Annotated in this window: 20 protein-coding genes, 1 tRNA gene and 1 pseudogene; 17 read left to right on the top strand and 5 right to left on the bottom strand. The window is 65.3% G+C overall.

What is annotated here, in order from left to right:
* On the top strand, positions 1–326 hold a 326-nt coding region (locus BUA29_RS09720; RefSeq protein ID WP_143148894.1), incomplete at its 5' end, for a transposase.
* A 233-nt stretch (positions 327–559) separates the two neighbouring features.
* Here the strand turns inward: BUA29_RS09720 and BUA29_RS09725 are convergent.
* Complete coding sequence (locus BUA29_RS09725; RefSeq protein ID WP_072756392.1) at positions 560–2,236, bottom strand: long-chain fatty acid--CoA ligase; 1,677 nt, start codon at positions 2,234–2,236, stop codon at positions 560–562.
* A gap of 283 nt (positions 2,237–2,519) precedes the next feature.
* Between BUA29_RS09725 and arsB the strand changes: the two are divergent.
* From arsB to BUA29_RS09750, 5 genes and pseudogenes are all read left to right on the top strand, one after another.
* A pseudogene (gene arsB, locus BUA29_RS09730) lies at positions 2,520–3,538 on the top strand (ACR3 family arsenite efflux transporter).
* Between the two features lies 1 nt (position 3,539).
* Positions 3,540–4,100 (top strand): sigma-70 family RNA polymerase sigma factor, encoded by a 561-nt coding sequence (locus BUA29_RS09735; RefSeq protein WP_072756376.1) that lies wholly within the window; start codon positions 3,540–3,542, stop codon positions 4,098–4,100.
* 63 nt (positions 4,101–4,163) lie between these two features.
* On the top strand, positions 4,164–5,219 hold the full coding sequence (locus tag BUA29_RS09740) for a permease (protein WP_072756377.1): 1,056 nt from the start codon (positions 4,164–4,166) through the stop codon (positions 5,217–5,219).
* 10 nt (positions 5,220–5,229) lie between these two features.
* Positions 5,230–5,466 (top strand): thioredoxin family protein, encoded by a 237-nt coding sequence (locus tag BUA29_RS09745; protein WP_072756393.1) that lies wholly within the window; start codon positions 5,230–5,232, stop codon positions 5,464–5,466.
* A gap of 1 nt (position 5,467) precedes the next feature.
* Positions 5,468–5,977, top strand: coding sequence for a rhodanese-like domain-containing protein (locus BUA29_RS09750; protein WP_072756378.1), 510 nt, complete (start codon positions 5,468–5,470; stop codon positions 5,975–5,977).
* Positions 5,978–6,185: 208 nt separating this feature from the next.
* On the opposite strand, the gene BUA29_RS09755 is transcribed toward BUA29_RS09750, so the two are convergent.
* Positions 6,186–7,781: a S10 family peptidase gene (locus BUA29_RS09755; protein WP_072756379.1), complete on the bottom strand. Its 1,596-nt coding sequence runs from the start codon at positions 7,779–7,781 to the stop codon at positions 6,186–6,188.
* A 182-nt stretch (positions 7,782–7,963) separates the two neighbouring features.
* Positions 7,964–8,039: transfer RNA gene (locus BUA29_RS09760), tRNA-Ala, on the bottom strand.
* 148 nt (positions 8,040–8,187) lie between these two features.
* On the opposite strand from BUA29_RS09760, the gene hisS reads away from it, so the two are divergent.
* The 11 genes from hisS to hisIE all read left to right on the top strand — a co-directional run bounded on the left by hisS (position 8,188) and on the right by hisIE (position 19,094).
* Positions 8,188–9,570 carry a histidine--tRNA ligase gene (gene hisS / locus BUA29_RS09765; RefSeq protein ID WP_072756380.1) on the top strand — a complete coding sequence of 461 codons (1,383 nt, stop codon included), beginning with the start codon at positions 8,188–8,190 and terminating at the stop codon, positions 9,568–9,570.
* Positions 9,567–11,483, top strand: coding sequence for an HAL/PAL/TAL family ammonia-lyase (locus BUA29_RS09770; protein WP_072756381.1), 1,917 nt, complete (start codon positions 9,567–9,569; stop codon positions 11,481–11,483). Before hisS ends, BUA29_RS09770 begins: the two co-directional genes overlap by 4 nt.
* Before the next feature lie 205 nt (positions 11,484–11,688).
* On the top strand, positions 11,689–12,012 hold the full coding sequence (locus BUA29_RS09775; RefSeq protein ID WP_072756382.1) for a YerC/YecD family TrpR-related protein: 324 nt from the start codon (positions 11,689–11,691) through the stop codon (positions 12,010–12,012).
* A 12-nt stretch (positions 12,013–12,024) separates the two neighbouring features.
* Positions 12,025–12,939 carry an ATP phosphoribosyltransferase gene (hisG, locus tag BUA29_RS09780; RefSeq protein ID WP_072756383.1) on the top strand — a complete coding sequence of 305 codons (915 nt, stop codon included), beginning with the start codon at positions 12,025–12,027 and terminating at the stop codon, positions 12,937–12,939.
* On the top strand, positions 12,936–14,234 hold the full coding sequence (gene hisD / locus BUA29_RS09785) for a histidinol dehydrogenase (protein ID WP_072756384.1): 1,299 nt from the start codon (positions 12,936–12,938) through the stop codon (positions 14,232–14,234). The genes hisG and hisD overlap by 4 nt, the downstream gene beginning before the upstream one ends.
* Positions 14,231–15,319, top strand: coding sequence for a histidinol-phosphate transaminase (gene hisC, locus BUA29_RS09790; protein ID WP_072756385.1), 1,089 nt, complete (start codon positions 14,231–14,233; stop codon positions 15,317–15,319). The genes hisD and hisC overlap by 4 nt, the downstream gene beginning before the upstream one ends.
* Positions 15,320–15,321: 2 nt before the next feature.
* Positions 15,322–16,395, top strand: coding sequence for a bifunctional histidinol-phosphatase/imidazoleglycerol-phosphate dehydratase HisB (gene hisB / locus BUA29_RS09795; RefSeq protein WP_143148896.1), 1,074 nt, complete (start codon positions 15,322–15,324; stop codon positions 16,393–16,395).
* On the top strand, positions 16,392–16,994 hold the full coding sequence (gene hisH, locus BUA29_RS09800) for an imidazole glycerol phosphate synthase subunit HisH (RefSeq protein WP_072756387.1): 603 nt from the start codon (positions 16,392–16,394) through the stop codon (positions 16,992–16,994). Before hisB ends, hisH begins: the two co-directional genes overlap by 4 nt.
* Complete coding sequence (gene hisA / locus BUA29_RS09805; protein ID WP_072756388.1) at positions 16,991–17,725, top strand: 1-(5-phosphoribosyl)-5-[(5-phosphoribosylamino)methylideneamino]imidazole-4-carboxamide isomerase; 735 nt, start codon at positions 16,991–16,993, stop codon at positions 17,723–17,725. The genes hisH and hisA overlap by 4 nt, the downstream gene beginning before the upstream one ends.
* Positions 17,719–18,489: an imidazole glycerol phosphate synthase subunit HisF gene (hisF, locus tag BUA29_RS09810; RefSeq protein WP_072756389.1), complete on the top strand. Its 771-nt coding sequence runs from the start codon at positions 17,719–17,721 to the stop codon at positions 18,487–18,489. Before hisA ends, hisF begins: the two co-directional genes overlap by 7 nt.
* The gene (hisIE, locus tag BUA29_RS09815) at positions 18,486–19,094 is read left to right on the top strand and encodes a bifunctional phosphoribosyl-AMP cyclohydrolase/phosphoribosyl-ATP diphosphatase HisIE (RefSeq protein WP_072756390.1); all 609 of its coding nucleotides are present in this window, start codon (positions 18,486–18,488) and stop codon (positions 19,092–19,094) included. The genes hisF and hisIE overlap by 4 nt, the downstream gene beginning before the upstream one ends.
* Before the next feature lie 3 nt (positions 19,095–19,097).
* On the opposite strand, the gene BUA29_RS09820 is transcribed toward hisIE, so the two are convergent.
* Both BUA29_RS09820 and BUA29_RS09825 read right to left on the bottom strand, forming a co-directional pair.
* A complete protein-coding gene (locus BUA29_RS09820) occupies positions 19,098–20,930 on the bottom strand; it encodes a sensor domain-containing diguanylate cyclase (RefSeq protein WP_072756391.1) in 1,833 nt (610 codons plus the stop codon).
* Between the two features lie 165 nt (positions 20,931–21,095).
* A partial coding sequence (locus BUA29_RS09825; RefSeq protein ID WP_143148895.1) for a transposase occupies positions 21,096–21,273 on the bottom strand: 178 nt, incomplete at its 5' end.

A 21,273-nucleotide genomic window follows, 5' to 3' on the forward strand; every position in this document is an offset into this window, starting at 1 on the left:
GCCGCATCTACGAGATGGCATCGGATCGCCCCACCGCCGAACCGCTGCTCCGAAAGTGGGTCTCTTGGGCACGACGGTGTCGGCTGACGCCCTTCAAGAAGCTCGGTGCCACCATCCGCGACCACCTCACCGGCATCCTGCGGCATTTCGACACCGGCCTGTCCAACGGCCAGGTCGAGGCCTTCAACGCCCAGATCCAGGCCGCCAAGGCCCGCGCCAAGGGCTATCGCACTGACGCCAACCTGATCGCCATCAGCTACCTGCTGTGCGCCAAGCTCAGGCATCTACCCCGTCACCCTTGGCTCCATGCTCCCCATCAGACATGAACCGTTTCCACTGGAATCGCGATTGAGCCAAAGCGAGGCGGGGACGCGTTTTTCCAGGGTTACAGTGGCCATGATCGCTGCTCCATTCGCAGAGGCCGGCCGGGCCACGCCGGCGGTATCGGGAAATGACTTGGCCCGTGCCGCCTCTATGCGCCCAAATCTTTGAAAACGCAAGAAAAAGCCCCGGTCGCCTGGGCGCCGGGGCGGGTTTTGCTTGGATTTTTTTCAGGCCGTCAGCCTTGCGATTGCTGGCGTAGCTCCTTGCGCAGGATCTTGCCCACGTTGCTCTTGGGCAGCTCGTTACGGAACTCGACATAACGCGGCTGCTTGTAGCCGGTCAGGTTTTCACGGCAGAACGCCTTGACATCCTCGGCGGTAAGCGCAGGGTCTTTCTTGACGATGAACACTTTCACGGCTTCGCCGGATTTTTCGTCGGGCACCCCGATCGCGGCCACTTCCAGGACGCCCGGCATCATGGCGATCACGTCCTCGACCTCGTTCGGATAGACGTTGAAGCCGGACACCAGAATCATGTCTTTCTTGCGATCGACGAGGTAGAAATACCCTTTCTCGTCCATCCGCGCCATGTCGCCGGTGTGCAGCCAGCCATCGGCATCGATGACTTTGGCGGTTTCATCCGGACGTTTCCAGTAGCCTTTCATCACCTGCGGGCCTTTGACGCACAGCTCGCCGATTTCGCCGACCGGCAGGATGTTGCCGTTGTCGTCCTTGATGCATACATCGGTGGACGGCACCGGCAGGCCGATCGAGCCGTTGTATTCGGGCAGATCCAGCGGGTTGATGCAGACCGCCGGAGAGGTTTCGGTCAGGCCATACGCCTCGGCCAGCGTCACCCCGGTCACTTTTTTCCACTTTTCGGCCACCGCACGCTGCACGGCCATACCGCCACCCAGCGTCAGGTGCAGCTTGGAGAAATCGACCTGTTCAAAGCCTGGGGTATTGAGCAGGCCATTGAACAGCGTGTTGACGCCCGTGATGGCCGTGAAGCCGGAATGCTTGAGTTCCTTGACGAACCCAGGCATGTCGCGGGGGTTGGTGATCAACAGATTGCGTGCGCCGAACTTGATGAATACCAGGCAGTTGGCGGTCAGTGCGAAGATGTGATACAGCGGCAATGCGGTGACGATCAGTTCCTCGCCAAGGCGCACGTTGCCGCCTACCCAGGCCGATGCCTGCTGCATATTGGCCACCAGATTGCGGTGGGTGAGCATGGCGCCCTTGGACACTCCAGTGGTGCCGCCGGTGTATTGCAGGAAGGCCAGGTCTTCCGGGGCATTGCGGATATCGGGCACGGAATGCATGCGGCCCAGGGTGAGGGCGTCGCGGAAGCGCACCGCGTCCGGGATGGTGTAGTCGGGCACCAGCTTTTTCACATACTTCAAGACGAAGTTGACCAGCGCCCCCTTGGGGAATCCCAGCATGTCGCCCAGGCCGGTGGTGATGGCGCGCACGTGCGGCATCTGCGCCAGCACTTCCTGGGCCACATGGCCGAAATTGTCCATGACCACCAGCACACTGGCGCCGGAATCGCTCAACTGATGTTTGAGCTCGCGCGCGGTGTACATCGGGTTGGTGTTGACCACGGTCAGGCCGGCGCGCAGTACGCCAAACAATGCGATCGGGTACTGCAGGCAGTTGGGCATCATGATCGCCACGCGATCGCCCTTCTTGAGCTTTAGCTCGCCCAGCAGATAGCCAGCGAAATCACGGCTCAACTGGTCCAGCTCGGCATAGGTGATGGCCTTGCCCATGTTGATGAAGGCGACCTTCGGGCCGTAGTCGCGAACCGCCGCAGCAAAGACATCGGTAATGGCGGGGTACTGGTCCAGATCGATTTCGGCGGGTACGCCGGCGGGATAGTGGGCCAACCAAGGACGTTCGACATGCATGCGCATTTCCCCTGCAGAACTTGCCGTCAAGTGCGGCGCCGTATGGACAGCGCCTGATTGGAGCATAGCCCTCCGGGGCTGACAAGGCAGGCAGTGGCAGACGCCCCTCGACTGACGGTTGGAGGTGGTGGCAGGCCGGACGGGTTCGTGGCTTGCGCAATGCCATCTCGCCCCACGCTCGCCCGGACAGTGTCCCTGCATGGGCTAGAGACTGCGCCCTGTGTGCAGGCCAGAAGGCGGCGCAGATACAATGCCCGGCCTGGTTGGCTTCGTCTTGCTCTGTATGAATCCCTTCGAGCGCTACCTCAGCGTCTGGGTGCTGCTGTGCATCGTGGCTGGCGTGCTGCTCGGGCAGTGGTTGCCGGGACTCTTTCAGGCGATCGGTCGGCTTGAGGTCGCGCAGGTGAACCTGCCGGTCGGGGTGCTCATCTGGGTGATGATCATTCCGATGCTGGTGAAGGTCGATTTTGGGGCGCTGCATCAGGTGCGTGCGCACCTGCGTGGTCTTGGGGTCACGCTGTTCGTCAACTGGCTGGTGAAACCTTTTTCGATGGCCTTGCTGGCGTGGCTGTCATTCGCCAGCTGTTCGCCCCGTGGTTACCCGCCGAGCAGCTCGACAGCTACATCGCCGGCTTGATTCTGCTGGCGGCAGCGCCCTGCACGGCGATGGTTTTCGTCTGGAGCCGGCTTGCCAACGGCGACCCGCTGTTCACCCTCACCCAGGTGGCGCTCAACGACACCATCATGGTCTTTGCCTTTGCGCCGATCGTCGGCCTGCTGCTCGGGATCTCGGCGATCCATGTGCCGTGGGAGACGTTGCTGACCTCGGTGGTGCTCTACATCGTGATTCCGGTGATCTTGGCGCAGGCGTGGCGGCGGCGCTTGCTGGCGCGCGGGCAAGAGGCGTTTGATGCCGCGATGGCGCGCATCGGCCCGTGGTCGATCGCGGCGCTGCTCATCACGCTGGTGCTCCTGTTTGCCTTTCAGGGGCAGGCGATCCTTGAGCAGCCGCTGGTGATTGCGCTGCTGGCGGTACCGATCCTGATCCAGGTCTTTTTCAACTCGGCGCTGGCGTACTGGCTCAACCGCCAGCTGGGCGAGGCGCATTGCGTGGCAGGCCCCTCGGCGCTCATCGGCGCGTCGAACTTCTTCGAGCTGGCGGTGGCCACGGCGATCAGCCTCTTTGGCTTCAAGTCGGGCGCGGCGCTGGCGACCGTGGTGGGTGTGTTGATCGAGGTTCCGGTCATGCTGCTCGTGGTGCGCGTGGTGAACGCCAGCCGGGGCTGGTACGAGGCGCGTTGAGATGGGCGACCCTGCCCGCCCGCCGTTTGACTGCGTGGTGCGTGCCTGGGTGGCCCACGAGCGCGAGCTGCTCGCATTCCTGCAGCGGCGCAGCAGCGACCCCGATGCCGCCGAGGACCTGCTGCAGGAGGTCTTCCTGAAAGCCATGCGCCAGGGTGAGGGCTTTTGCACGCTGGACAACCCGCGGGCCTGGCTGTTCCAGGTGGCCCGCCATGCCCTGATCGATGCTGCTCGCCTGGCCAAACCCCAGGTCGAACTGCCCGACGATCTGGTTGCCCCCACCGACGAGGAACACCCGCCCGTGGATGCGCTGGACGCCTGCATCCAACGCCAGCTGCCGACGCTGGCCGACGAGGACCGTGACATCCTGCAGGCCTGTGACCTGCACGGCCAGACCGTGCGTGCCTACGCCGAGGCGCACGGTCTGACCCTTCCCGCCGCCAAGTCGCGCCTGCTGCGTGCGCGCCAACGGCTGCGCGAGCGCCTGGTGCAGGCTTGTCAGGTCCGCTTCGATGCGCAAGGGCGGGTGTGCTGCCATCAGGCCGACGGGGGGTGCGGCTGAATCCTTTTGCCGGGTCATTCGTCATCGTGGGTAGACCGACTCAACGCGATCACAGGCTGCCCCATGAACACCGCCACCCGGATTGCCACCCCCGTCAGACAGTGGCCACAGCGTCATCCCGCCCTGTTCCTCGCTGTGGCGGCAGTGCTCTGGTGGGCCCTGTACCAGACGCTGATCCCGGCCTCGGAAGCCCTGGTGGCGGCGTTGCCGGTTGATCGCAACAGCCATCTCGGCAGCGCCCTGCAATTTTTCTTCTACGACACCCCAAAGGTCCTGCTGCTGCTGACCGGCGTGGTGTTCGTGATGGGCATGATCAACAGCTATTTCACGCCTGAGCGCACCCGTGCCCTGTTGGCCGGGCGCAGCGAAGGCGCGGCCAACGTGCTGGCGGCGCTGCTCGGGATCGTGACGCCGTTCTGCTCGTGCTCGGCGGTGCCGCTGTTCATCGGCTTCGTGCAGGCCGGGGTGCCGCTGGGGGTGACGTTCTCGTTCCTGATCGCTGCGCCGATGGTCAACGAGGTGGCACTGGCGCTGCTGTTTGGGCTGTTCGGCTGGAAGATCGCGGCGCTGTACCTGGGCCTGGGGCTGACGGTGGCGATCGTGGCGGGCTGGGTGATCGGCCGGCTGAAGATGGAAGCCTATCTGGAAGACTGGGTGCGGGAGATCCCGAAAATGTCGGCCGCCTTCCAGGATGGCGGATTGACCCTGGGTGACCGCATCCAGGCCGGTTTTGCCAGCGTGCGCGAGATCGTGGGCAAGGTCTGGCCTTACATCCTGGCCGGTATCGCCATCGGCGCCGGCATCCACGGCTGGGTGCCGGAGAACTTCATGGCGTCCATCATGGGCAAGCAGGCGTGGTGGTCGGTGCCGCTGGCGGTGCTGATCGGTGTGCCGATGTACACCAACGCCGCCGGCGTCATCCCGATCGTGCAGGCCCTGCTGGCCAAGGGCGCGGCGCTGGGCACGGTGTTGGCGTTCATGATGAGCGTGATCGCGCTGTCCTTCCCCGAGATGGTGATCCTGCGCAAGGTGCTCAAGATGCGGCTGATCGCCACCTTCGTGGCGGTGGTGGCCAGCGGCATTCTGGTTGTGGGTTATGTGTTCAACTGGGTTCTATGAGGAAATGGAAATGAAAGAGATCAAGGTCCTTGGCACCGGCTGTGCCAATTGCAGAACCACGATTGCGCTGATCGAAGAAGTGGCGCGGGAGAAAGGTGTGCCGGTGGCGCTGCAGAAAGTGGAAGACATCAAGGACATCATGAGCTACGGCATCATGAGCACGCCCGGCGTGGTCATCGACGGCAAAGTGGTGCATGCGGGCGGCATCCCCGCACGCGACAAGATCAGTCAATGGTTGGAGGCGTGAGATGGATACCGCGCAAACAGATCGCAAGCCGCTGACCGATGCCCGCACGTACTGCCCGACGCTGACCCTGCGCAAGGTGACCGAGGAAGGCGCCTGGCTGGTGGATGTGCGGGAGCCGGAAGAAACCGCCGCGCTGGCATTCGATGTGCCCAATCTGATCCAGATGCCGCTGAGCGAGTTCGAGCGGCGTTACACCGAGCTGCCGCGTGACCGCGAGCTGATCCTGGCCTGTTCGGCAGGCGCGCGCAGCCTGAAGGCGACCTATTTCTTGATGTATCACGGCTATACGCAGGTCGCCAACATGGAGGGTGGTCTCGACAAGTGGGTGTGCAAGGGGCTTCCGGTTCGCGGTGACGCGACCGCTGGCACGGCATCTTGCGGCTGCAATAGCGGTACAGATGCGGGGTGTTGCACCCCGTCGTCGAGCAGCTCCGCAAGCAGTGCGTGCTGCAATAGCGGTGTAGATGCAGGGTGTTGCACCCCCTCACCGACGGCCAAAGGTTGCTGCTGAACGGGTCATGCCAGCGCTCGCTGTGCGTGTCACACGTCCCGCCGAAGGGTTCGCGTCCATCCTGGACTGATCAAGCGATGTCGAGTCCGGCACATGTCCGGACTCGACGTTCGCGGAACCGGGTTTTCAAGGTGCATTGACGGCTGCACAAGGCGTCGCCAGAGCGATCCCCCTTACCGCTGGCTCGCTTGCGGTAAGGGGCAGGCGATTACGGCTGGCGGCTGGTTTCGTCGATGAAGCGCGCGACGTCGTCATGCAGTGCTTTCAGTGACGGCTCGTGGGCGTAGACCATGTGACCGGCTGGATACCAGGCCTGGCGGATGTTTTTTTGCAGCGAGGCTGGAATCGGCAGGTGTGCCATTTCGTACTTGGCCGCGAAGTAGGGTGTGGCGACATCGTAATACCCGCCAGTCAGCAGCACTTTCAGCTGTGGATTGGTCTTCATGGTCGTAGCGAGGTCGCCCATCACGTTCAGGGCACCATCGTGGCCGTCATGTTTCATCCCCCATTCCTCGATGTCGGCAAACAGGCGATAAGTCCGGTCATCACCGAACTTCAGCTGTTGCCGGACGTAATCGTTGAACAGTGCCACGTAGGTCGGAGCGATTGAGGCAATCAGTGGGTCATAGCCGGCGTTCTTGGCAAGCGGGTCAAGGGAAGGACCGGAAAACCGGCTATCCAGGCGACCGGCAGTCATGCTGTCGTTCGCCAGCAGGGACTGCTCGAACATGCCACCCGTCACGCGCAGGTTGGCCCGCAGCAGGTAGTCCACCGGGAGTCCGGTGTAGGCATGGAGTTTTTCGGCAATCGCCTGCTTACGGGCGGGCTCCAGATTGGCGCCAGCAAACAGCGCGGCGGCATATTCGCCGCCGGCGAAGCGTTCCACCTCTGCTAGGAACGGCTCCAGCGCCGCCGGTTGTTCTGGCAGCCGATGGTGGTAATACGCGGTGGCCGCAAACGTCGGCAGGGCGAGCACGTAAGGCAGGTCGATGCCGGGGTTGTGCTCGGGGCCGTCGATCGAGGTGTCGAAGCTGAGGATCTGCGACAGCAAAATCACCCCGTTGAGATCGACGTGCATCTGGTTTTGCAGGATGTTGGCCAGCACCGCCGAGCGGGTGGTGCCATAGCTTTCCCCGAACAGATACTTGGGCGAGTTCCAGCGGTTGTAGCGGGACAGAAACTGGGTGATGAACTGAGCAAAGGCGCGTGCATCGCCGTCCACGCTGTAGATATCCTGCTTGCGCATCTTCATCAGCTCGGCACGCTTGGCCGGATCTTTTTCGTCGGCGATCAGACGGCTGAACCCGGCACCCGGTGCGTCGATAAAGACCAGATCGGATGCGTCCAGCAGGCTGGAGTCGTTGTTGATCAAACGGTATGGCGCCGGCGGTGTGTGAGTGTCGTCATTGGTGACCACGCGCCTGGGGCCGAAGGCGCCCATGTGCAGCCAGACGGTGGCCGAGCCTGGGCCGCCGTTGTAGAGAAAGGTGATTGGGCGTTTCCCGGGGGTGGCATCTTTCTTGAAGTAGGCCACATAGAACACGCTGGCGGTTGGTTCGTGTTCCTTATCGCCCTGGCCGTGCAGCACCAGTGTTCCGGCCACCGCCCGATAGTCAATCCGCTTGCCTGCGACCGTCACACTCCCTTCGGTTTGCGACGTTTGCGATTTCAGCAGAGCGGCATCTGGCGACTCGATGTCGCTCGTGGCGGCCTCCTGACGGTCGGCCTTTTGGTCGGCGTACGCCACGGCCGAGTGAGCAAGCAATGCGCTGGTGAGCGCGGCAGCGAGGACGAGGCGGCGCATGAAACCTCCTACAGGGATGAGATGGCGGCTCAAGCCTAAAGGCATCTCGCGCAGCGCCTCATCGGCCGGAAGTCACGTGCATGTGCCGGTTCGGGAGTCTGCAAGCGATTCTGGCCTGCAACGCGGCGTGGGGCAGTGGCCAGAAAACAAAAAAGCCAGGCGATGCCTGGCTTTGGGGAAGTTGGTGGAGCCAGGGAGGATCGAACTCCCGACCTCGTCATTGCGAACGACGCGCTCTCCCAGCTGAGCTATGGCCCCACGTGGTGGGAAGCGCATTATACGGGGCCTGTGTTCGCCTGCCAACGGGGGTATGCGTCCTCCACCTTTGCCGCCGGCGGTGGCCGCATCGCGGCGACCCGGCTCGGTACACTACACGTCTTGCCACTTTTCTGCCCGGAGGGCTGTCTTGATCAAGCCGCGTACTCCTGCCGGTGTGATGGAGCTGTTGCCGCGCGACCAGATCGCGTTCCAGCGCATGCTGGACATCATCCGCCAGACCTTCGAACGCTTTGGGTTCCTGCCGGTGGAGACCCCGGTGATGGAGCTGTCTGAGGTGCTGCTGACCAAGTCCGGCGGCGAGACCGAGCGCCAGGTCTATTTCGTGCAATCCACCGGTGCGCTGGAAAAAGGCGGGGAGGGGTTGCCCGAGCTGGCCTTGCGGTTCGACCTCACCGTGCCGCTGGCACGTTATGTCGCCGAGCACGAGCATGACCTGGTGTTTCCGTTCCGCCGCTACCAGATGCAGCGGGTATACCGCGGCGAACGGGCCCAGCGTGGGCGGTTCCGCGAGTTCTACCAGTGCGATATCGACGTGATCGGCAAGGACACCCTGTCGATCCGGTTCGATGCCGAGCTGCCGGCAGTGATCGCCTCGGTGTTTGAGCGGCTGGCAATCGGCGAGTTCACCATCCAGCTCAATCACCGCAAGCTGCTGCGGGGCTATTTCGAAGGCCTTGGGATCGCTGGCGAGCAGCAGTTGCTGGTCCTGCGCGAGCTGGACAAGTTGGACAAGCGCGGCGCCGCCGCCGTGCGCGAGACGCTGGCCGGCGAGGGCTTCGGTCTGTCGAGTGATGTGATCGACCGGCTGATGGCGTTCTCGCAGATCCGCTCGCACGGGCATGCCGATGCACTGGCCAAGCTCGACGCTCTGGGGCCAGGCACGGCCCTGTTCGAGGAGGGGCGTGCCGAACTGCGAACGATCCTGGAGCAGATTCGTGCGCTGGGCGTGCCGGAGTCGCGCTATGCGCTCAACCTGTCGATTGCGCGCGGCCTGGATTACTACACTGGGGTCGTGTACGAAACCACCCTGAATGCCTGGCCGCAGATCGGCTCGATCTGTTCCGGTGGGCGCTATGACAATCTTGCCGGGCACTACACCAAGTCCAAGTTGCCGGGGGTGGGTATTTCGATCGGGCTGACCCGGCTGTTCTACCAGTTGCGCGAAGCCGGCTTGGTTCACACGGCAGAGAGCACGGTGGATGTGCTGGTGGCGCTGCTCGATGATGCCGGTCTTGCGCACGCACTGGCGTTGTCGCAGCGGCTGCGTGCCAGTGGTCTGAACGTGGAAACCCAGCTTGAGCCGCGCAAGCTCAAGAAGCAGCTGGAATACGCCGACAAGGCCGGCATCCGCTTCGTGGTGCTGCGCGGTGAGGACGAAGCCGCTCGCGGCGTGGTGGCTGTGAAGGATTTGCGCCGCGGTGAGCAGTTCGAAGTGGCGGAGGCTGAGCTTGCCGCCACGCTGCTGGTGGAACGCGAGCAGTGGCGGACGGGTGCCGGGGCGTCTGCATGAGCTCACCGATTCGTCTGGATGGCCATTCGTTGACCCGTGCCCAGGTGCTGGCGGTCGCGCGTGGGGCCGGGGTGGTGCTGGATGACGCTGCGCTGGCCCGGGTCGCCCATGCGGCGGAGTTTCTGGCCGCGCAGGTGGAGAAGCAGGAGCCGATTTACGGCGTATCCACCGGCTTTGGCAGCAATGCCGACAAGCTGCTGGGGGCGCACCGCCTGCGCGACGAGCTGCCGGGTGCGGTACCGGCAGCAGAGCCGCCGCATATCGAACTGCAGCGCAATCTGATCGTCACCCATGCGGTCTGTGTCGGTGAGCCGTTCCCGCCCGAGGTCGTCCGGGCGATGCTGTGCATCCGCATCAATACGCTGCTGCGTGGGCACTCTGGCATCCGCGTACAGACCCTGCGGGCGCTGGCGGATCTGCTCAATGCCGGGATCGTGCCGGTGGTGCCGCAGCTCGGGTCGGTGGGGGCGTCCGGTGATCTGGCGCCGCTGTCGCACCTGGCCATCGTCCTGCTGGGCGGGGGCGAAGCGTTCGTGGATGGGCAACGGCTGCCGGGCGCGGAGGCGTTGGCGCGCAAGGGGCTGGCGCCGGTCTCACTGTCCTACAAGGAAGGGTTGGCGCTGAACAATGGCACCGCGCAGATGCTGGCCACCGGCGTGCTGGCCGTGCAGCAGCTGGATGAGCTGCTGGAGGTGGCCGATCTGGCCGCTGCGATGACGCTGGACGCCTTTGCCGGGCGACTGGGGGCATTCGCGCCGGAGGTGCATGCGCTGCGTCCGCACCCCGGCCAGGTCGAGACCGCTGCTCGTCTTCTCGCGCTGCTGCAAGACTCGACGCTGGCCGATATTCCGTATCACCTGGTGCCGAAGTTCCGGCCCTGGCAGCCATCCAGCTGGGATACGCCAGAGGCGCAGGCGCTCGCGTTCGACATTGGTTGGGATTGGGTGCCACTGAACCAGCGGCATGGCCGCGAGCGGTTCTATCAGCGTTTTCTGCCGTTCCGCGGCGGCAAAAAGCATCAGCCGCAGGACAGCTACTCGCTGCGCTGCATCCCGCAGGTGCACGGCGCCGTGCGCGATGCCCTGGCGCAGGCCAAGCGCGTGCTGGACATCGAGCTCAACGCGGTCACCGACAATCCGCTGGTGTTTCCCGACAAGGCGGATGCCCGCCATGTCGAAGAGCAGGTGATTTCCGCCGGCCACTTCCATGGTATGCCGTTGGCGCTGGCGATGAGCTATCTGAAAGCCGCCATTCCGGTGCTGGCGTCGATCAGCGAGCGACGCCTGAACAAGCTGGTGGATCCGGCGACCAATGACGGCCTGCCGGCATTTTTGATTGGCAACGAAGACGGCACCGAATCCGGCCTGATGATCGTGCAGTACACCGCCGCGGCCATCGTCAACGATCTGGCCAGCCGGGCCATGCCCGCGTCGGTGTATTCCATCCCGACCTCGGCCAATGCCGAAGATCACGTGTCGATGGGTGCCAACGAGGCGCGCCATGTTCTGGGGATGGTGCAGGACCTGGGCAAGGTGCTGGCGCTGGAGTTGTTCACGGCCGCCCAGGCGCTGGATTTGCGGCGCGACATGATCAATGCCGCGCGCGCCCTGGCGCGACGCACCGATGCCCGGGGCTTTGCCAGCAAGATCCAGGGCGGGCCAGCGCCGGACGATCCGGCCTGGGAGGCATTTCTGCAGGAAGCCGAGGCGCTGCGTCGGCAACTGGCCGAGGCCCCGGCGTTCCGCCCCGGTCGCAGCGTGGCCGCTGCGCACGCCGCCATTCGCAGCCGGATCCCGGCACTGGAGCGCGATCGCGCTCTGGATGGCGAGGTGGCCGCAGCGGTGGCGATGGTGGCCGACGGGAGCCTGTTGGCGGCAGTCCGTCGTGCGGTGGGCGGCAGCGCCGCAGCGTAGAGCCGCGGCGCCGGAAGCGCTGAATAGTGCAGGCTGACCCGGCCAGCGTGCGCGTGTACAGGCCTTCCCGCATCGGGGCAGGGCTACGGTCGCCATCGACACTTTGATTGAGTCTCAGCAGGCAGGCGCGGGGTTGACGCGCCTGTTTTTTCGCGCTAATGTGATAGCGCATTATTACATTAGATCGGTCTACACCCAATCCGCCATGAAGCAGCGCCCCGTCCCTCTGCCGCCGACTGCGACCGCCAGTGCCTTGGATGCACTGGCGCGCGCGCTGGCGGCACTCGACGATCCGGCCGAGGTACGGGCTTTCCTCGAAGACCTGTGCACGCCCGCCGAACTCGAGGCGATGAGCGACCGCTGGCGGGTGGTGCCCGAGTTGCTGCAAGGGTTGCCATATCGTGAGATCCACGAGCGCACCCGGGTCAGCGTCACCACCATCGGCCGGGTCGCGCGTTGCTTGGAGCGCGGCGCTGGCGGTTATCGGGCCGCCGCCCGTCGGCTTGGCCTGCCTCACGCTTCCCATTGACAAGGCATCCCCATGAGCCCTGCCGCTTCCCCGGCGGTGCGCGACCGTTTGCGCATCGCCATCCAGAAATCCGGACGCTTGAGCGAACCGGCGCGCGCCCTGCTTGCGTCAGCCGGGTTGAGCTGGCGCGAGAGCCGTGACCGCCTGTTCTGCTATGGCGAATCGCTGCCGGTGGACCTGCTGCTGGTCCGTGACGACGACATTCCCGGTCTGATCGCGGATGGCGTCTGCGACCTGGGGATCGTCGGACGCAATGTGCTGGCCGAGCAGGCCGGCGAGCGTGAAGCAGCCGGCTTGCCGGTGGTGTTCCGCGAGTGGCGCGCGCTGGGGTTTGGTGGTTGCCGGCTGTCGATCGCCGTGCCGGATGGCTGGGACTGGCAAGGCCCGGCGCAGTTGGCGGGCAAGCGCATCGCCACGTCCTACCCGAACCTGTTGCGCGCCTGGTTACGGGCGCAGGCGATTGAGGCCGATATCGTGGTGCTGAACGGCTCGGTGGAGATTGCGCCGCGTCTCGGACAGGCGGATCTGATTTGCGACTTGGTCTCAAGCGGCGCCACCCTGGCCGCCAATCAGCTCAAGCCGGTACTGGACATCCTGCACAGCGAGGCCGTGCTGGCCGGGCCGGTGACGCCGTTCGTCGATGCCCGGGCCGAACTGGCTGAGCTGCTGCTGCGCCGTATGGACGGTGTGCTGCGCATCCGCGACAGCAAACTGCTGCTGTTCCAGGCCCCACGCGAGGCGCTGCCGCAGGTGCTGCAGTTGTTGCCGGATGCCGAACCGCCGACGGTGTGCCCGGTCGAGGGGGGCGAGACTCTGGCCTTGCAGGCGCTCTGTCACGGGGTGATGACCTGGCAGCGGCTGGAGGAGCTCAAGCGTGCAGGCGCGCGCGGGTTGATGGTGTTACCGGTCGAGCGGGTGCTGGCATGAAGCGCATCGACTGGAACCGGCTCGATCCGGCCGCGCGCAGTGCCGTCCTGCAGCGCCCGGTGCAGGCAGTCTCGGAGACGGTGCGCACCGGCGTGCAGGCGATCTTCGAGGCTGTCGCCGCCCGCGGCGACGACGCATTGCGTGCGTATACCGCGCAGTTCGATGGGGTGGAGCTTGCAGCCCTGGAAGTCGATGCAGACGAGTTCGCGCGCGCCGAACGGCTCGTCCCTGCCGAGGTGCAGGCGGCCATCCGTGAGGCTGCGGCGCGGATCGAGGCCTTTCATCGCGCTGGGATGGCCTCTTCGTATCAACTGGACACAGCCCCTGGGTTGACCTGCCAACGCGTGCAGCGGCCGATCCAGCGGGTCGGGTTGTACGTGCCGGCCGGTAGTGCGCCGCTACCCTCGACCGCGCTGATGCTGTGCGTGCCGGCGCGGCTGGCGGGCTGTCCCGAAATCATCCTATGCACGCCGCCGCGTGCGGACGGCAGTGCCGACCCTGCTGTGTTGCTGGCAGCGCGGCAGGCACCGGGCGTGCGGGTGTTCAAACTGGGGGGCGCGCAGGCGATCGCTGCGATGGCGTTGGGCACGGCCAGCGTGCCACGCTGCGACAAGTTGTTCGGGCCGGGGAATGCCTGGGTGGACGAAGCGAAACGTCAGGCCGCACAACGGCTGGGTGGCCCGGCCATCGATATGCCAGCCGGGCCGTCCGAAGTGCTGGTGATCGCCGACAGCGGCGCCAACCCTGCCTTCGTCGCCGCTGACCTGCTATCGCAGGCCGAGCACGGCCCGGATTCGCAGGTCTTACTGCTGACCGACAGCGAAGCGTTGCTGCAGGCGGTGGCTGAGCATGTGGAGGCCCAGCTTGAACGGTTGCCGCGGGCCGAGATCGCCCGGCGTGCGCTGGCTTCGTCGCGGTTGGTGTTGGTGGAAGACATCAAACAGGCGGTGGAGATCAGCAATGCCTATGCGCCCGAGCATCTGATTTTGGCCGTGCGCCAACCGCATGCCTGGCTGCCGCAGGTCACCCGGGCCGGCAGCGTGTTTCTGGGAGACTGGACGCCCGAGGCGCTGGGCGATTACTGCAGCGGCAGCAATCACGTGCTGCCCACCGGCGGTGCCGCACGTGCCTGGAGTGGGCTGTCGGTGGCCAGCTTCCAGACCGCAATCACCGTGCAGGAAGCCAGCCGCGATGGGTTGCGCGTGGCCGGCCCCTGCGCTGCGGTGCTGGCGCATGCCGAGGGCTTGCAGGCGCATGCCCGTGCCATTGAACTTCGTCTGGAGCAGCCGGCATGACCACGGTTGAAACATTACTGCGCGCGGATCTGCGCGATTTTTCCGGTTACCGCTCGGCGCGCAGCGAGGCGCTGACCGGTGACGTCTGGCTCAACGCCAACGAGTCCGCCTGGGCCAACCCGGTGGATGGCGCAGCGCAGTTGCGCCGCTATCCGCAGCCGCAGCCGGATGCATTGCGCGAGCGACTGGCCCGGTTGTATGGGGTGGCGCCTGCGCAGGTGCTGGTCGGCCGTGGCAGCGACGAAGGCATTGATCTGCTGCTGCGTGCGTTTTGCCCGCCAGGCCGTGGCCGCATCGTGATCGCACCGCCGGTATTTGGCATGTATGCGGTCTGTGCGCGGCTGCACGGGGCAGAGACGGTGGACGTGCCACTGGTGGATGGGCCGGGTGGCCTGTGCGCGGATCTCGCCGCGATGGGGGATGCGGCGCTGGCCCAGGGCGCCAGCCTGCTGTTTTTGTGCTCGCCCGGAAACCCCTCTGGCGAGCTGTTGTCGCTTTCGGCGATCGCCGCGTTGGCCACCCGGCTGCGTGGGCGTTGCATCGTGGTGGTCGATGAGGCCTATCTGGAATACGCGCAGGCCCCGTCGGCCAGTACGCTGCTGGCTGAGCATGACAACATCGCGGTGTTGCGTACGCTGTCCAAGGCGCATGCGCTGGCGGCGGCGCGCATCGGATGCGTGCTGTCCAATCCTGCCCTGATCGATGCATTGCGGCGTTGCCAGGCGCCTTATCCGTTGCCGGTTCCGGCGGTGGATGCCGCACTGGCCGCGCTGGCCCCGGAAGCGGTGGCGCTGACCATGAGCCGCATGGAGGCCGTGCGTGAGGCGCGCGCCCGGCTGGCGGCAGGGTTGCGCGGGCTTGCCGGTGTGCGTCGTGTTTATCCGTCGGCGGGCAACTTTCTGCTGGTGCGTTTTGCTGATGCGGGGGCGGCATTTTCCGCCTTGCTGGCGGCTGGCGTAGTGGTGCGTGACATGCGTGCCATGCCGCAACTTGGCGATGCTCTGCGGATCACGGTCGGTACGGCGGCGGAATGCCGGCGGGTGCTGGCTGCGCTGGAGACACTGCCGACGGAGGCTGTGGCATGAGTTTGCGCAAGCTGTTGTTCGTCGATCGCGACGGCACTCTGATCGAGGAGCCGGAAGATTTCCAGATTGATGCTTATGAGAAGCTGCGCCTGGTGCGCGGCGTCATTCCCGCGCTGCTGAAACTGCGCGATGCCGGCTACCAGTTCGTGATGGTCAGCAATCAGGACGGCTTAGGCAGCCCCAGTTTTCCCCGCGCAGCATTCGATGGTCCACATCAGCTGATGCTGCAGATTTTCGAAAGCCAGGGCATCACGTTTTCCGATGTGCTCATCGATACCAGCCTGCCATCCGACAACAGCCCCAACCGCAAGCCCGGCATCGGCATGATGACCGCCTACCTGCAGGCGCGCGATATCGACTGGGCGCGCAGCGCGATGGTGGGCGACCGCCCCACCGATATGGCATTTGCCGACAATCTGCGCATTCGCGGTTTCCAGCTGGCCACCGCGCAGTTCGGCGGCAGCTGGGACTGGGCGGGCATCGCCCACGCGCTGGCCGACGCGCCCCGCCAGGCGCTGGTCGAGCGCAACACCCGGGAAACGAAGCTCCGTGTGGAGCTGGATCTGGACCGTGAGGCCGAGCCGCAGGTGGCCACCGGGTTGGCGTTTTTCGATCACATGCTGGAGCAGATCGGCAAGCACGGCGGGTTTGCGCTGACGATCCGCGCGCAAGGCGACCTGCATGTGGACGAACACCACACTGTCGAGGACACTGCGCTGGCGCTGGGTCAGGCGCTGCGCGAAGCGTTGGGCGACAAGCGCGGCATCGCCCGCTACGGGTTCACCCTGCCGATGGACGAGACGCTGGCCAGCGCCGCGCTGGATTTCAGCGGCCGGCCCTACCTCGTGTTCGAGGGCACATTCCGACGTGAGCGCGTGGGCGATTTGCCCACCGAGCTGGTGCCGCATTTTTTTCGCTCCCTGTGCGATGCCGCTGGCCTCAACCTCAACTTGAAGGTGCAGGGCGACAACGACCACCACCAGATCGAGGCCTGCTTCAAGGCAGTGGCGCGTGCGCTACGGCAGGCGATCCGCCGCGAAGGAGCGGCGCTGCCGTCCACCAAGGGGGTGCTGTGAGCGACATCGCCGTCATCGATGCCGGCGGGGCCAACTTTGGCTCGGTCTGCTACGCGTTGGAGCGGCTGGGTGCGCGCCCGCAGATCGTGCGCGACGCCGATGGCCTGCGCGGCATGCCGCGCGTGCTGCTGCCGGGCGTCGGTGCGGCGGCGCCTGCGATGACCCTGTTGCGCGAGCGTGGCTTCGTCGAGGTACTGCCGCGCCTGGAGGTGCCGTTGCTGGGCATTTGCCTCGGCATGCAGCTGCTGTTTGAACGCTCCGAAGAGGGCAATGTGGCTTGCCTCGGCCTGTTGCCGGGCCGCGTGCGCAAGCTGCAGGGTGGCCCTGGCCTGCGTGTGCCACATATGGGCTGGAACACGCTGGAGCCGGTCGTTGCGTCGCCGCTGCTGGCAGGTCTTGATGCCGGTGCCTATGCCTACTTCGTCCACGGCTACGCGGCGCCAGTGACCGCCGACTGCATTGCCGCATGCACCTACGGCGATCGGTTTGCCGCCATGGTGGCGCGTGGCCACATCGCCGGCGCCCAGTTCCATCCCGAGCGCTCCGCCGCCACCGGTGCGCGTCTGCTCGACAACTTCTTGCGCTGGAGCCCGGCATGAGCTTCACCGTCTATCCCGCTATCGATGTCCGTGCTGGCAAGGTGGTGCGCCTGCGTCAGGGCGACTACGCCGATGAGACCCGCTATGGCGATGACCCGCTGGCGTTCGCGCTGCGCTATGCCGATGCCGGCGCGACATGGCTGCACCTGGTCGATCTGGATGCCGCCAGGGCCGGTGGTTATACGTTGCAACCGCTGCTGCGCGAGATTCGCCGGCAGACGGGCCTGCAGGTGCAGACCGGCGGTGGCGTGCGCAGTGAGGCCGACGTGGCCGCATTGCTTGCGGCCGGTGCGGCGCGGGTGGTGGTGGGCTCGCTGGCGGTGACCGCGCCGGAGACCGTGATGGGCTGGCTGGCCACGTTCGGCAGTGAGCGGATCACCGTCGCGCTGGATACCCGGCAGGACGAGACGGGGGCGTGGCGTCTGCCGGTGCACGGCTGGACGCAGGTCGCGTCCGACACGCTAGACGCACTGTTGGCGCGCTATGCCGATGCCGGGCTGGTGCATCTGCTGTGCACCGACATCGCCCGCGACGGCATGCTGGCAGGCCCCAGCATCGCGTTGTATCGGCCGCTTTGCCAACGCTACCCTGGTGTGCGCGTGCAGGCTAGCGGCGGGGTGCGCGATGCCGCCGACGTGGCTGCAGCGCGCGCCGCTGGTTGCGCCGGCGTGGTGCTGGGCAAGGCGCTGCTGGACGGGCGACTGTCGCTGGCGGAGGTACTGGCATGCTGAGCCGTCGTCTCATTCCCTGCCTGGATGTACGCGATGGCCGCGTGGTCAAGGGCGTGCGTTTCCGCGATCACGTCGATATGGGCGACATCGTCGAGCTGGCGCTGCGCTACCGCGATGCCGGCGCCGACGAGCTGGTGTTCTATGACATCACCGCCAGCCCGCAGGGGCGCAGCGTTGATTGCGGCTGGGTGGAGCGGGTGGCGCGGCTGATCGATATTCCGTTCTGTGTCGCCGGCGGCATTCGCAGCGTCGAAGACGCGCGTGCGGTGCTGAATGCCGGTGCTGACAAAGTGTCCATCAATACCCCGGCGCTGGAGCGGCCGGCACTGATCGCCGAGCTGGCCGACGCCTTCGGTGTGCAGTGCGTGGTGGTCGGCATCGACTCCGTGCGCGAGGCCGATGGCGAGTGGCGCGTGCGCAGCCACACCGGCAGCCCGGATGCGATGCGCGCGCCGGGTAAGCGCACGCTGGACTGGATCGAGGAAGCACAGCGTCTTGGCGCCGGTGAAATCGTGCTCAACTGCATGGGCAGCGACGGCGTGCGGGCAGGCTATGACATCGCTCAACTGCGTGCGGCGCGTGCCATCTGTCAGGTGCCGCTGGTGGCATCCGGCGGGGCCGGTGCACCAGAGCATTTTGCGCAAGCGTTCCTGGAGGCCGATGTCGATGCGGCGTTGGCGGCCAGCGTGTTTCATTCCGGCGCGGTGGAAATCCCCGCGCTCAAACGGTTCCTGCGCGGGCAGGGCATCGAGGTGCGGCTGTGAGCACGACGACATTGGACATCGAAGCGCTGGCCTGGGCCAAGCAGGATGGCCTGCTGCCGGCCATCGTGCAGGACGCGGACACGCTGCGCGTGCTGATGCTGGGCTATATGGATCGCGCGGCACTGGCAACGACGTTGGCCAGCGGTCAGGTGACGTTCTACAGTCGCAGCAAGCAGCGGCTTTGGACCAAAGGTGAGTCTTCCGGTCACGTACTGGCGCTGGTGTCGCTGGATGTTGATTGCGATGGCGATACCTTGCTGGTGCAGGCCCGACCGCACGGCCCGACCTGCCACCTTGGCCGCACCAGCTGTTTCCCGGGCGCGCCAGGCGACGGCCTGGCCGAGCTCGATGCCCTCATCGCCCAGCGCGAGTGTGAGCGCCCGCCGGGCAGTTACACCACGCGCCTGTTCGAGGACGGCATCCGCCGAATCGCCCAGAAGGTGGGCGAGGAGGGAGTGGAAACCGCGCTGGCGGCGGTGGCGCAAGACGACGAGGCGCTGTTGGGTGAAGCGGCGGACCTGCTATACCACCTGCTGGTGCTGATGCGTGCGCGTGGGCTTGGGCTCGCCGATATCAAGCGCACGCTTGCCATTCGGCGCGGCTGAGCTTCAGACGCTGCTGAGCGAATGGCGCACACAGTTGCGCCCGTCCCGTTTGGCACGGTACAGCGCCTCGTCCGCCAGCCGGATCACATCCTCCGGAACCGCATGCTGACCTGCCGCGATGGTGTGGACCCCGATGCTGGTGCTCAACGGAATCAGCGTCCCGCGATACTCCACCCGAGACGTCTGGATGCGCTGACGCAGTACTTCCGCCACCCGCAATGCCGTCTGGGCGTCCGCACCCGGCAGTACGAGCACGAACTCCTCACCGCCAAATCGTGCCGCCAGGCCGTCATGGCGCTGTGCGGCCTCGTCCAGACAGCGGGCTGCAGCGAGCAGGCAGTCATCGCCGGCCAGATGTCCGTATTGATCATTGATCGCCTTGAAGTGATCCAGATCAAGCAGCAGCAAGGCCAAGGGGCGTTGCGGCCCACCCGGTGCTGTCAGGGCTTCATTGAGTGCCTCGTGGAAATAGCGACGATTGAAAAGCCCGGTCAGTGGGTCACGGCGGCTGTATTCGCGTAGCTGCACATTGGCTTCACCCAGTTGGGCCAGCGTGGTGCGCAGCTCGCGGGTGCGGTCGATCAGGCCGCGCTCCAGCTTTTCGTTGGCCTGCTGGACGATCCGGATGTTTTCCTCGCGCAAGCTGGCATAGCGGTTGCCCAGTGCCAGCGACAGCAGCAATAGTTCCAGCGCGGAGCCGATCTGCACGCCGTATTGGGTCCAGAAGTTCTGCGGCAGCACGCCAAAGGCCAGCAGGGTGAAGGCGGTGACGCCAGCCAGGAACAGGGCCCAGGCCAGCAGGAACAGGCGCGCAGGTTTGTAGCCGCGGCGGATCATCACCAGCGAGGCGGTGATGATCCAGACGATGCCGACCAGTACCGCGCGTGAGGCGATTGGCGTGGCCACTTCATAGGGCAGCCATAGCGAGGCAATGCCCAGCACAGCGAAAAACCCGACCAGCAGCAGACAGGTGAGGTTACCGGCCGGCCAGCGTTGCGGAAGGTCAAGGAAGCTGCGTGAGAACAGCTGCATGCCGATCAGGGCCAGGCAGATCGACAGTGGTACCGATACATCGGCCAGCCAGGCCGAGTTGGGCCAAAGGTACTCAAACCCATAGCCGTTGAGGGTGAACAGCACCAGTCCGAACGCGGCGGTGTGCAGCAGATACCAGAAATAACTGGGGTCGCGCAGCGTCAGCCACAGCACGAGGTTGTAGCACAGCAGGGCCAGCACGATGCCGTAGTACAGGCCGTTGAAAAACTGCGCATCCCGCATCAGTTCGGCAAAGGCCTTGGGAGAGAACAGCACCAGTGGTACCTGCATCGAGCTCTGGCTTTGAACCCGCAGCAGCAGTTCGACCCGTTGGTGGGGCGGCAGATCGACCCGGAAGTTGGGGTGCCGGTAGCGAATGAAGCGATCCTCGAACGGTACGTGATCGCCACCGGACTGGTGTTCGATATGACCATCCGGGTAGCGCAGGTACAGATCAAGGGTGTCGCTGAGAGCGTATTCCTGTACCAGCAGCCAGCGCGGTTCGTCGGTCTGCTGGTTCTCGATCGGCAGATAGAACCAGTACGCGCCGGTTTGGAAGCCAAACGCGGGGTTGCCATCCGGAAGTGGCATGAAATCGCCTGCCTCGGCGCGAGCCAGCGCCTGATCGACGCTGGCGTTGGCGTGTATGTCATGCCAGTAGGTGATGTGCGGGGACAGCGGGAAGCTAGCATCGCCAGGCATCAGACGCAGCGGCGGTGGCGCACTGGCATGGGCGGAGGCAGATAGCAACTGCCCCAGCAACAGCCAGGCCGTCAGCAGCCAGCCCAAGACCGGTTTTGTCATCACACCCTGTGCCCTGTTCCCCGTGTTTCCGCATTCTAGGGAAGGTCTGAACAACCCGCCCTGACGCCTCGATCCCGGCCTTCCAAGGCAGATTTTTGTCTCGAATGCCGTTCCAATGCCCTGTATACGCGCCGTTTCCGGCGCTTTCAGGCGGGTTTCCCCGCCTTACAGGCGCACCAACCCTGTCGCCGGCATCAACTGCCGGCGCACCATCCACAGATTCGACAGCGCAAACAGCGTCAGCACCTGGGCCGCGTTCTTCGCGATGCCGCGGTAGCGCACCTTCATGTAGCCGAACTGCCGCTTGATCACCCGGAACGGGTGCTCCACCTTCGCCCGCAGG

The organism is Thermomonas hydrothermalis (assembly GCF_900129205.1).
In the GTDB taxonomy this organism is placed as follows: Bacteria; Pseudomonadota; Gammaproteobacteria; order Xanthomonadales; family Xanthomonadaceae; genus Thermomonas; species Thermomonas hydrothermalis.

What these genes read in the sequence shown, in the direction of transcription:
- BUA29_RS09725 (WP_072756392.1), bottom strand. Translation starts at nt 2,236, where the DNA reads ATGCATGTCGAACGTCCTTGGTTGGCCCACTATCCCGCCGGCGTACCC.
- BUA29_RS09735 (WP_072756376.1), top strand. Translation starts at nt 3,540, where the DNA reads ATGGGCGACCCTGCCCGCCCGCCGTTTGACTGCGTGGTGCGTGCCTGG.
- BUA29_RS09740 (WP_072756377.1), top strand. Translation starts at nt 4,164, where the DNA reads ATGAACACCGCCACCCGGATTGCCACCCCCGTCAGACAGTGGCCACAG.
- BUA29_RS09745 (WP_072756393.1), top strand. Translation starts at nt 5,230, where the DNA reads ATGAAAGAGATCAAGGTCCTTGGCACCGGCTGTGCCAATTGCAGAACC.
- BUA29_RS09750 (WP_072756378.1), top strand. Translation starts at nt 5,468, where the DNA reads ATGGATACCGCGCAAACAGATCGCAAGCCGCTGACCGATGCCCGCACG.
- BUA29_RS09755 (WP_072756379.1), bottom strand. Translation starts at nt 7,781, where the DNA reads ATGCGCCGCCTCGTCCTCGCTGCCGCGCTCACCAGCGCATTGCTTGCT.
- BUA29_RS09770 (WP_072756381.1), top strand. Translation starts at nt 9,567, where the DNA reads ATGAGCTCACCGATTCGTCTGGATGGCCATTCGTTGACCCGTGCCCAG.
- BUA29_RS09775 (WP_072756382.1), top strand. Translation starts at nt 11,689, where the DNA reads ATGAAGCAGCGCCCCGTCCCTCTGCCGCCGACTGCGACCGCCAGTGCC.
- hisG (WP_072756383.1), top strand. Translation starts at nt 12,025, where the DNA reads ATGAGCCCTGCCGCTTCCCCGGCGGTGCGCGACCGTTTGCGCATCGCC.
- hisD (WP_072756384.1), top strand. Translation starts at nt 12,936, where the DNA reads ATGAAGCGCATCGACTGGAACCGGCTCGATCCGGCCGCGCGCAGTGCC.
- hisC (WP_072756385.1), top strand. Translation starts at nt 14,231, where the DNA reads ATGACCACGGTTGAAACATTACTGCGCGCGGATCTGCGCGATTTTTCC.
- hisA (WP_072756388.1), top strand. Translation starts at nt 16,991, where the DNA reads ATGAGCTTCACCGTCTATCCCGCTATCGATGTCCGTGCTGGCAAGGTG.
- hisF (WP_072756389.1), top strand. Translation starts at nt 17,719, where the DNA reads ATGCTGAGCCGTCGTCTCATTCCCTGCCTGGATGTACGCGATGGCCGC.
- BUA29_RS09820 (WP_072756391.1), bottom strand. Translation starts at nt 20,930, where the DNA reads ATGACAAAACCGGTCTTGGGCTGGCTGCTGACGGCCTGGCTGTTGCTG.